Origin of the sequence: uncultured Boseongicola sp., from assembly GCF_937988555.1 — a bacterium.
Taxonomy (GTDB): Bacteria; Pseudomonadota; Alphaproteobacteria; order Rhodobacterales; family Rhodobacteraceae; genus Boseongicola.
Genome location: NZ_CALJXO010000128.1, coordinates 1 through 9,108, shown reverse-complemented (window position 1 = coordinate 9,108; position 9,108 = coordinate 1). Strand labels below are relative to the sequence as shown.

Here is a 9,108-nt window from a genome sequence, read left to right as displayed (position 1 = left end):
TTTACCTTTGAAAACGCATTCATCGCCAACGACATTCCTGTTCGCCACATCGAACAAGATAAGACCGTGCCGATGTACAAAACCAACGTCGCACTGACACCTGCGGGGGTCTTTGCCGGAGAGATGGTCGCCACGATGCGCCCTATTCGCGAAGATCGCATCGAGGATGCTTATCGTATCAGCGGCAGATTTCCGCATGCGCATGGGGCTCCGATTGCGATGGGCGATCCGGCGGATATCGGCATTGCTGACTTGAATGCACCGGATTGGGGCGACCCAGTTGCGGTCGAAGACGGCGAAATACCCGTTTACTGGGCTTGCGGAGTTACTCCGCAAAACGTGCTTATGAACGCGCGCCTCCCATTCTGTATCACCCACGCCCCCGGTCACATGCTGATCGCGGACGTCTCGGAAACGCTTGAAGACCAATGATCAACAAGAAACCTACAACCAACATGGAGAGAAACATGCGTAAATCGCTTACATTGCTCGCCGCGTCGATGACGCTGGCAACCCCCGCATTGGCCGAGAACTTGGCTGTTGTCGGAAGCTGGTCCGGCTTGCCGCTGCACAAGGAATACGAAGCGCCGTTTTGGGGTGAAACCCTGCCAGCAGCGTCCGGTGGCGACATCACGGTCGAACTGACAACCCACAACCAGATGGGCCTTGGACTTGGCGACATTTATCCGCTTTTGGGTCAGGGCGTTTACGATGTTGCAATGACCGTTGCGGATTATGCGGTTTCTGATGCGCCGGAACTTGAAGGTCTGGACGTCCCATTGATTGCCCTAAGTGCTGACGAAGCCCGCGCGATGGTTGATGCCGCGCGCCCGATGGTCGCCGACATCTTCCACGACCGCTTTAACAGCCACGTGCTGGCGATTGCGCCCTACCCGCCGCAGGTCGTGTTTTGTAATGCCGAGATTTCCAGCCTTGATGACCTTCAGGGTCTGAAAGTGCGCGCCTCGGGTCGTATGACCGCAAAACTGCTTGAAGCGCTCGGCGCCGAGGGCGTGAACGTCGCGTTCTCCGAGGTGCCCGGCGCGCTTCAAAAAGGCGTTGTCGACTGCGCCGTCACGGGTGCCGGTTCGGGTTATTCTGCCGGTTGGTGGGAAGTTTCGACACACCTGATGCCACTGCCGCTTGGTGGTTGGGACCCGGTTGTGACAGCCATGAACCTTGACAAATGGAACGGCCTCAGCAGCGAAACACAGGACCTGATCCAGACGCAGGTCACAGCAGAATTCGAAGCCCCAGCATGGGCGACGGCGCAAAACGCCTTGGTCAATGACATCGCCTGCCTGACCGGCAACGGCGCGTGCCCGGCTGGCGATGCGCGTTCGATGGTTTTGGTTGAAGCTTCGGACGCTGACTTTGCCAAGGCACGCGCGATCCTTGTCAGTGAAGTTCTGCCTGAGTGGGCCGAGCGGGCCGGTGGTGACTGGGCGGAACGCTGGAATGCATCCGTGGGTCAGGTTGTTGGCGTGACGATCGAGTAAGACACTCAAACCAAAAGAGGATCCAGGATAATGGAACTGCTGGGAACACTCAGGACGATAAACAGAGGAGTGGCGGTGCTTGTCGGCGTCATGCTTCTGGGCTGCGCTGCCTTTGTGCTTCTGGATATTGTTTTCAGACAACTTGGGTCCTCGTTCGGCGGCACCGACGAGATAAGCGGTTACGTCATGGCCATCGCGAGCTCATGGGGCATGGCCTATACGATGCTTGAACTTGGCCACGTCAGAATTGATCTTTTGCGAAGCCGCGCCGCGCCCCTTGGGCGGTGTTTGTTCGACGTGTTCTCGATGGTGGTTCTAAGCGGCACGGTCGTGTTAATTGCTTACAAATGCTGGCCGGTACTGGAACGCTCGCTGAACAATAATTCGACGGCCAACACGCCGCTTGAGACCCCGCTGGCGCTTGTTCAAGGGCCATGGTTTGCGGGTTGGCTTTGGTTTGCAGTCATGTCGTGCATCACGACTTTGGTTGCGTTGAACATGATCCGTAAAGGACAACTTTCAGAAACCGAGGCCGCGATTGGCGCCTTTGGCGAAGCGGAGACCCTGCAATGATCGCCTATGTCGCTATCGGGTTGCTGGCCCTTCTAAGCATGTCGATTCCGGTCGGAATTGTGCTTTTTCTTTTGGGCTTTGGGATCGACTGGTTCTTCTCAAGTTTTCCGCTGATCCGCGGACTTGGCAATATGGTGTGGTCGTCATCGAATAGTGCGACCCTGATTGCCATTCCGTTCTTCGTTCTGCTTGGTGAAATCTTGGTACGTAGCGGTGTTGCAGCCCGCACCTACGCGGCGCTTGATCGTTGGGTATCATGGATGCCGGGTGGTTTGGTCCACGCGAACGTTGCGACCGCGACGATGTTTTCTGCCACCTCCGGGTCGTCCGTGGCCACAGCGGCAACCGTAGCGACCGTGGCAATGCCGCAGGCCGAAAAACTCGGATATGACCCGAAACTCTTTTCCGGAGCGATCGCGGCTGGCGGTACTCTTGGCATTATGATCCCGCCGTCCATCAATCTGATTGTTTACGGCTTTCTCACCCAGACCTCGATCCCACAACTGTTCCTTGCCGGGCTTATTCCCGGTCTGGGTCTGGCGTTGGCGTTCATCATTATGGTCGCCATTATTTGCACGATCTGGCCACACCTTGGCGGGGAGCGCCGGGTTTTTCCACTGCCCGAGATGATGCGTGCGCTGGTTCACTTGGCGCCGATCATATTGTTGTTCACGGTGATCATTGGCTCGATCTACAACGGTTGGGCGACACCGACGGAAGCCGCAGCGGTGGGCGTTGCCGGAGCCTTCGTCATCGCCGGGGCCTTTGGCGGCATATCGTTGAATATGCTGGTGGAAAGTATCCACGGGACCGTCAAAATCACCTCAATGATCATGCTTGTCGTGATCGGAGCATCCTTCCTGAACTTCACGTTGGCCTCGGCCGGATTAGGTCAGGAACTGGACGCATTTCTGACAGGCCTCGGGCTTTCTCCGCTTGGGTTCATATTGGTCGTTGTCGTCATGTACATCGTTCTTGGCTTTTTCATCGAGACACTGTCGCTCATGGTTGTAACCATTCCGATCATTGTGCCGTTGGTCGTCGAGCAAGGGTTCGACCCGATCTGGTTCGGTATTTTGATGATCGTTCTGATCGAAATGGCTTTGATTACGCCGCCTGTGGGACTGAACCTGTACGTTGTGCAAGGGGCGCGAAAAAGCGGGAGCATGTCGGACGTCATGCTCGGCGCCCTGCCCTTCGTGGCAGTAATGCTGGCCATGGCGCTGGCGCTGATCGCCTTCCCACAAATCGCACTCTTCCTGCCACAAGCGCTGAATTAGCGTTAGTATCCCATCGAACTCCAGCAAATGGCCCGCCCGTGACCCGTGCAGATTCTCCTGACATGTCCGCATTCCCGCGCATCGTTGATGTCGGACTATGCGGGATGCTTGTGACGTTTTCGGACGTCTTGACCGATGGGGCCAATAGCGCGGCATTGGCGTTTCGCGCGGCAGTCGAGGCGCTTGGGCTTGACGGTGTGAGCGAAACATCGACGTCGCTCACCTCGACATTCGTGACATATGACCCGCTTCTTCTGGCACGTGACGCGTTGCGTGCGCGCCTACAGGAATTGACCGAAGATCGCGTCTGGAGCGCTGCACCATTGCCCACGAACCGCGTCCTTTGGACGATCCCTGCAGTCTTTGGCGGCGAGGAAGCCGGACCGCAGTTGGAAGAGGCGGCACGTCTTGCCGGTGTATCGCCAGACGTGGCAGTTGCCGAACTGTGCGCCAAACCCTTGCGGGTCATGACCTTAGGCTTTGCTCCGGGGCAGCCTTACCTTGGTTCACTGCCCAAAAACTGGGACATCCCGCGCCAGTCCGGCCTCACAAAGCGCGTCCCCATTGGGGCCATCACAGTCGCAATTCGCCAGATCGTTCTGTTCTCAACATCGACTCCGACGGGCTGGCGGCAGGTTGGGAAATGCGGGTTTCACGCGTTCCGGCCAAACGCACCCGAACCCTTCGCGCTTAAGCCCGGAGATGAAATCCGCTTTCGTTCAGTATCGGCGCAAGACTTCGCGAACCTTCAGGCCGGCGATCAAAGTGGCGACGGCGGCGCCATCCGCGAGGGCCTGGGATGACGACCTCGCTTCTTATTCATCGGGCCGGACCCGCCATGACGGTACAGGACTTGGGACGGCCCGGACATATGGGCCAAGGTCTGTCGATGGGGGGGGCAGCAGATCGCACCGCTTTCATCGAAGGTGTGGCCTTACTTGGTCAATCGCTGAGCTGCGCTGCCATCGAAATGGCTGCATTCGGTGGGGAATTCTCGACGACAGCTGACATTCGAATTGCGTTAACCGGCGCGCCGATGAAAGCCACACTCGACGGTGAGCCGCTGGTCTGGAACGCGTCGTACCTTGTCAAAGCCGGACAGCGTTTGTCCATCGGACCTGCAAGAACCGGAGTTTACGGATATCTTCACGTTGGCGGCGGCATCCACACGACCCCCTTCCTTGGAAGCCGGGCCACCCATCTGACGGCGGGTATCGGTGGGGTTCTTGCCTCAAACCAGACCTTGCCTATCGGGCCTGACTCACACCGTGGTGATGTCGGCAAAACATTAACGCCCGAAGCCCGGTTTGAAGGCGGCTCTGTGCGGGTGCTTCCCAGTGTCCAGACCGATAACTTCCCGGGCGTGGTCAGGACGCGATTTGAAATGACCGGTTTCAAACGGACGCCTCGCGGCAATCGGCAAGGCGTCGAGCTTATTTTTGAAGGACGGCCTTTCGCGACGGGCGAACAACTTACCATCCTGTCAGAACCGATGGTCGCGGGGGACATCCAGATGACCGGGGAGGGCATACCGTTTGTGCTGTTGCCTGAATGTCAGACCACCGGCGGATATCCTCGTATTGGCACGGTACTGCCGTGCGATCTTCCAATCGTCGCACAGGCGACCGCAGGAAGCGCTTTGTCGTTCCGGTTCGTGGACCACGGGACGGCGCTTCAAACACATAAAAGCCCCGAGCAAATTCTTGCCCAACTGACCACTTCAACCCGGCCACTCGTCCGTGATCCACGGGCCATACGCGATCTTCTTGCCTATCAACTGGTTGGAGGGGTGGTGAATGCCCTTGAGGATGACAGGATGGAGTAGAGTGGCGCCTAAGCGCCGTCAAACCGCAAGCCGGGGTCCCTCAGTTGACGCGGCGCATTGTGCTTTTTTTATTTCGATAGATTTTTCTGCCTGTGATCAGCCGTTGGCAGGGGAAAGCGAATGGACGTACCCGACCCCAATCCGGCCTCGCCCTAAATCCGCCCACGATGCCGCAGGACAAACGTTTTGCAGGTCGCCAATACGGCAGCGGAACAGAAACTGCCGGACAGATTGTTGTCGTCACAGCCCCCGGCTTGGCGGCCCAGGGATGCCCTCATGCATTAGATTTGGCTAAAAGAGATCGACAGAAAGGCCGCCGCTCGGACGCCGTCTATTGGTCGAAGGTTGGTGTTTTCCCGGATAAGGCTGGTCAAGTGCACCATCCCGCCGCACCCCAGCACAATGCAGTCAATGTCGTCATCGCGTTCCGCCGTCACGACTTCGCTCAGAATGCGCTCAGCCGCCTCTGTCGGCTTATTTTCGATGTCGAGAACCTCCACGCCGCTTGCCCGAACGCGGGCGCAATGTGACGCGAGACCATAGGCTTGAATGTTTGTCTCCAGAATGGGCACGGAGGCCTCGAGCGTTGTTACGACCGAAAATCGGGGGCCTCCGATGGCTGCAAGATGATACGCGGCTTGCCCGATACCGATGACCGGGCAGGATGCAATCTTGCGCGCTTGTGCAAGCCCGGTATCGTCGAAGCACCCAATAATGATCGCGTTGGCGCCATCTTTTGCTGCCTTCTCAACAAGTTTCAACATTGGCGGCACGGCGGCGATGCCGTCTTCCACGCCCTGAATAGAGACTGGGCCGTCGTGGGATGTCAGGCCCTTGATTACATGCCCGGGTGCAGCCTGGCGTGCAGCTTGCAACATTGCCTCGGTCATTGAGACGCTGGAATTGGGGTTGATCAGAACAATCATACCATACCCTTGCCAGCATCCGTTCCAGCCTTGGCTTTTCGGCGCGAACTGGCCCAAGCGAGCAGCAGGAATATCCCAATCATCAGAAGGGAAAAGACCGTCGTCAGCGTCCCCAATGCATAAAGCACTGGTGTCGTGACATTGGTCGTCATGCCGAAGATCTCCAGCGGCAGCGTGTTGTAGCTTCCAGACGTCAGAAGCGTGCGTGCAAACTCGTCATAGCTGAGCGTGAAACCAAACAGCGCGACCCCGATAAGCGATGGCCCTATGATGGGGAGAACTACAAAGCGCAATGTTTGCCACGGCGTTGCGCCCAAATCACGGGCCGCTTCTTCGTAGCTTTTGTCAAACCGGTTGAAGACGGCGAACATAATCAAAAGGCCAAATGGGAGCGTCCAGGTCAGTTGCGCGCCGAAGCCGGATGTGGACCAATGGACCTCGAAGCCGGCCTGACTGAACCCAAGCCCGACACCAAGAGAGATGAGGATCGACGGGATCACCAGCGATGTAATAATCAGATAAAAGACGACTGTGGAGCCGGGAAAGCGTTTGCGAAAGGCGAGACCGCCCATCACCGATACGACCACGGTGGTGACCATGACCATCAGACCAAGGGCAAAGCTGCGGCGGAAACTGCCCCAGATATCACCCACGGCCTGTTGTTCGAAAAGGTCGCGGAACCAATGAAAGGACGTGCCGTTCATCGGGAACGTCAGGCCTCCGCTTGGACCTTGAAACGACAGGATCGCGATCGTGATCGTCGGCCCATAGAGGAACAGGAGAAACAGAGCGAAGAAAGCTGCCAGAACGTAGAAGGATCGAGATCGCGGTTCCATCAAAGCTCCTTTCGGATGTCGACGAAGCGCAACAAAATGCCAATGACGATCAAAACGGTCGCCAGCAAGACAACAGCCGTGGCCGAAGCCGAGGGGTACTGAAGCAGCGCGATATCGTTTGAGATCAGGCGGCCCACGTTGGCCGATTGCGAACCAGACATGAAGCGCACGGTGATGAAGTCACCCATCACCAGCGTCACCACAAAGATCGTACCGATCATGATGCCAGGCTTGGTCAGCGGGATGATGACATTCCACAGGATTTGCGCGCCTGAGGCCCCGGCGTCGCGCGCCGCTTCTATCAATGATTTATCGATCCGCATCATCGTGTTGAAGATCGGGACCACCATGAAAAGGGTATAAAGATGTACAAAAGCAAGGATAACCGCGAAGTCACTGAACAGGAGCCAATCCAAAGGTTCGTCGATGACGCCCCAGGATATTAAAGCTGAATTGGCGATGCCGTTGCGGCCCAGAAACGGGATCCACGAGATCATCCGGATGATATTCGAGGTCCAGAATGGGATGGTGCAGATCAGAAAAAGCGCGATTTGCCACGTCAGGGTGCGGACATGGAACGCGAGGAAATAGGCGACTGTGAACCCTATCGTCAGCGTGATGGCCCAGGTTATCAGTGCGTATTTGAAGGTATTGAAAAACACCCGGTAGGTAACGGGGGACCCGAATAGAAATTCGTAGTTCTCCCAGACGAAGGCCGGGATAATGGAAAATTCGGTCGCGCGCCAAAAGCTGACAACGACGATCAATGCAATAGGGAGCACCAGAAAGATCAGAAGAACCGCCAGCAATGGCGAGACCATCAAAAGGCCGCTGAGGGCGTTGTTTTTTGAAAGACGATCCATGGAGTATCCGATGCAAGGGTCGGGGTGCGATGGGAGGGAACCGCACCCCGAGGCCGCCAAATTATGCGGCGATGAACTCGTTCCACTTGCGAACCATGTACTGGTTCTCGTCCATGACCGAGTTCCAGCAGGCAACGGCGCCCATACGATCCTGGAAGGACCCGCCATCGCGGACCTCGCCTGCCTGCGCCAATGCGTCGCCGAACGGTGAGGTGATAACGTCGGTCGCTGCTTTGCCTTCGAACCAGAAGCCCCATTCGTTTTCGGACATGTAGTTCTTGGACGTCTCAGGAACGGCAGAGTAATACCCCTGACGCATTAGGAAGCCGCCAACCCAGCCATCAAGGTACCAGTTGATGTACTCGTATGCTGCATCGCGCTCGAGGCCAGTGAGGGCGGCCGACAGACCAATGCCGCCGCCCCAGCTGCGATACCCTTCTTCAAGGGGCTGGTAGACGCAGGGGATGCCTTTGGATTTAACGGCTGTAATCGCAGGCGACCACATGGACTGGATGACCACTTCGCCGGACGCCATCAGGTTGACGCTTTCATCGAACGACTTCCAGAAGGCGCGGAACTGACCGTTCTTTTTGGCCTCGGTGAAGATCGCCATCGTCAGGTCGATCTCTTCTTTGGTCATATTTCCTTTATCGGGATAGGAGTACTCGCCCATCGATTCCACGACCATTGCCATGTCCATGATGCCGATCGACGAAATATCGAGGATCGAGGCTTTGCCTTTGAATTCAGGGTTCAGAAGCTCGGACCATTTGCTGATCGGGCGGTTAATCAGATCGGGACGAATGCCCAGCGTGTCAGCGTTGTAGATCGTTGGGATGAGGGTCATCCAACCAGATTCTTCCTGAACAAAGTCCGTCCCGTTTGCCCCTGACGTGAACCCAACAGAATGCGGCGCAGTGCCCTGTGCGATGGTGCTTTCAGGCGTGAGTTTACCGCTGCGGAAGATACCGACGATTTTATCGTAGTTTTTGATTTTCGAGGTGTCCATCGCCTGCAGATTGCCGGTCGGCCAGACCTTTTTGCCAATCCAGTATTCGATGTCGGCAATGTCGAAGCTGTTTGGCTGGGTGGCCGCGCGTTGGGTGACGCTGTCGGAATCAAGGGCCGTCATTTCAAGCGTGAAGCCCAGGTCTTCTTTCACTTTTGAGGCGACTTCGTTGAGGTTCGACACCCCCGTGCCGAACTGGCGCAGGGTGACGTCTTTGATGTTTTGCGCCCAGATCATCGGTGCGCCAAGTGTGCTTGCACCAACGGCCGCCACGCCAGTCTTTAGTAGGCTTCTTCG

10 protein-coding genes are annotated in these 9,108 nt (G+C 57.0%); 6 read left to right on the top strand and 4 right to left on the bottom strand.

Annotated features, from left to right (window positions below; translation table 11 throughout):
- From Q1B15_RS07000 to Q1B15_RS06975, 6 genes are all read left to right on the top strand, one after another.
- On the top strand, nt 1-432 hold a 432-nt coding region (locus Q1B15_RS07000), incomplete at its 5' end, for a DUF1445 domain-containing protein (protein WP_299752143.1).
- A gap of 35 nt (nt 433-467) precedes the next feature.
- Nucleotides 468-1,499 carry a TRAP transporter substrate-binding protein gene (locus tag Q1B15_RS06995; RefSeq protein ID WP_299752140.1) on the top strand — a complete coding sequence of 344 codons (1,032 nt, stop codon included), beginning with the start codon at nt 468-470 and terminating at the stop codon, nt 1,497-1,499.
- Nucleotides 1,500-1,529: 30 nt separating this feature from the next.
- Nucleotides 1,530-2,072 (top strand): TRAP transporter small permease subunit, encoded by a 543-nt coding sequence (locus tag Q1B15_RS06990; RefSeq protein WP_299752137.1) that lies wholly within the window; start codon nt 1,530-1,532, stop codon nt 2,070-2,072.
- Nucleotides 2,069-3,352 carry a TRAP transporter large permease gene (locus Q1B15_RS06985; RefSeq protein WP_299752135.1) on the top strand — a complete coding sequence of 428 codons (1,284 nt, stop codon included), beginning with the start codon at nt 2,069-2,071 and terminating at the stop codon, nt 3,350-3,352. Before Q1B15_RS06990 ends, Q1B15_RS06985 begins: the two co-directional genes overlap by 4 nt.
- Nucleotides 3,353-3,390: 38 nt before the next feature.
- Nucleotides 3,391-4,155, top strand: coding sequence for a carboxyltransferase domain-containing protein (locus Q1B15_RS06980; RefSeq protein WP_366141689.1), 765 nt, complete (start codon nt 3,391-3,393; stop codon nt 4,153-4,155).
- A complete protein-coding gene (locus Q1B15_RS06975; protein ID WP_299752132.1) occupies nt 4,152-5,177 on the top strand; it encodes a biotin-dependent carboxyltransferase family protein in 1,026 nt (341 codons plus the stop codon). Before Q1B15_RS06980 ends, Q1B15_RS06975 begins: the two co-directional genes overlap by 4 nt.
- 281 nt (nt 5,178-5,458) lie before the next feature.
- Here Q1B15_RS06975 and Q1B15_RS06970 read toward each other — a convergent pair whose 3' ends face one another.
- The 4 genes from Q1B15_RS06970 to Q1B15_RS06955 all read right to left on the bottom strand — a co-directional run.
- Nucleotides 5,459-6,103, bottom strand: a complete 645-nt coding sequence (locus tag Q1B15_RS06970; protein ID WP_299752129.1) for an aspartate/glutamate racemase family protein — start codon at nt 6,101-6,103, stop codon at nt 5,459-5,461.
- Nucleotides 6,100-6,939, bottom strand: coding sequence for an ABC transporter permease (locus tag Q1B15_RS06965; protein WP_299752126.1), 840 nt, complete (start codon nt 6,937-6,939; stop codon nt 6,100-6,102). The genes Q1B15_RS06970 and Q1B15_RS06965 overlap by 4 nt, the downstream gene beginning before the upstream one ends.
- Nucleotides 6,939-7,802, bottom strand: a complete 864-nt coding sequence (locus tag Q1B15_RS06960) for an ABC transporter permease (RefSeq protein ID WP_299752123.1) — start codon at nt 7,800-7,802, stop codon at nt 6,939-6,941. Before Q1B15_RS06960 ends, Q1B15_RS06965 begins: the two co-directional genes overlap by 1 nt.
- Nucleotides 7,803-7,863: 61 nt before the next feature.
- Nucleotides 7,864-9,108: extracellular solute-binding protein (locus Q1B15_RS06955; protein WP_299752120.1), on the bottom strand; the 1,245-nt coding region annotated here is incomplete at its 5' end.

Excerpts from the sequence above, each read along its gene's own strand:
- Q1B15_RS06960 (WP_299752123.1), bottom strand. The coding sequence starts at position 7,802 with ATGGATCGTCTTTCAAAAAACAACGCCCTCAGCGGCCTTTTGATGGTC.
- Q1B15_RS06975 (WP_299752132.1), top strand. The coding sequence starts at position 4,152 with ATGACGACCTCGCTTCTTATTCATCGGGCCGGACCCGCCATGACGGTA.
- Q1B15_RS06965 (WP_299752126.1), bottom strand. The coding sequence starts at position 6,939 with ATGGAACCGCGATCTCGATCCTTCTACGTTCTGGCAGCTTTCTTCGCT.
- Q1B15_RS06990 (WP_299752137.1), top strand. The coding sequence starts at position 1,530 with ATGGAACTGCTGGGAACACTCAGGACGATAAACAGAGGAGTGGCGGTG.
- Q1B15_RS06985 (WP_299752135.1), top strand. The coding sequence starts at position 2,069 with ATGATCGCCTATGTCGCTATCGGGTTGCTGGCCCTTCTAAGCATGTCG.
- Q1B15_RS06995 (WP_299752140.1), top strand. The coding sequence starts at position 468 with ATGCGTAAATCGCTTACATTGCTCGCCGCGTCGATGACGCTGGCAACC.
- Q1B15_RS06970 (WP_299752129.1), bottom strand. The coding sequence starts at position 6,103 with ATGATTGTTCTGATCAACCCCAATTCCAGCGTCTCAATGACCGAGGCA.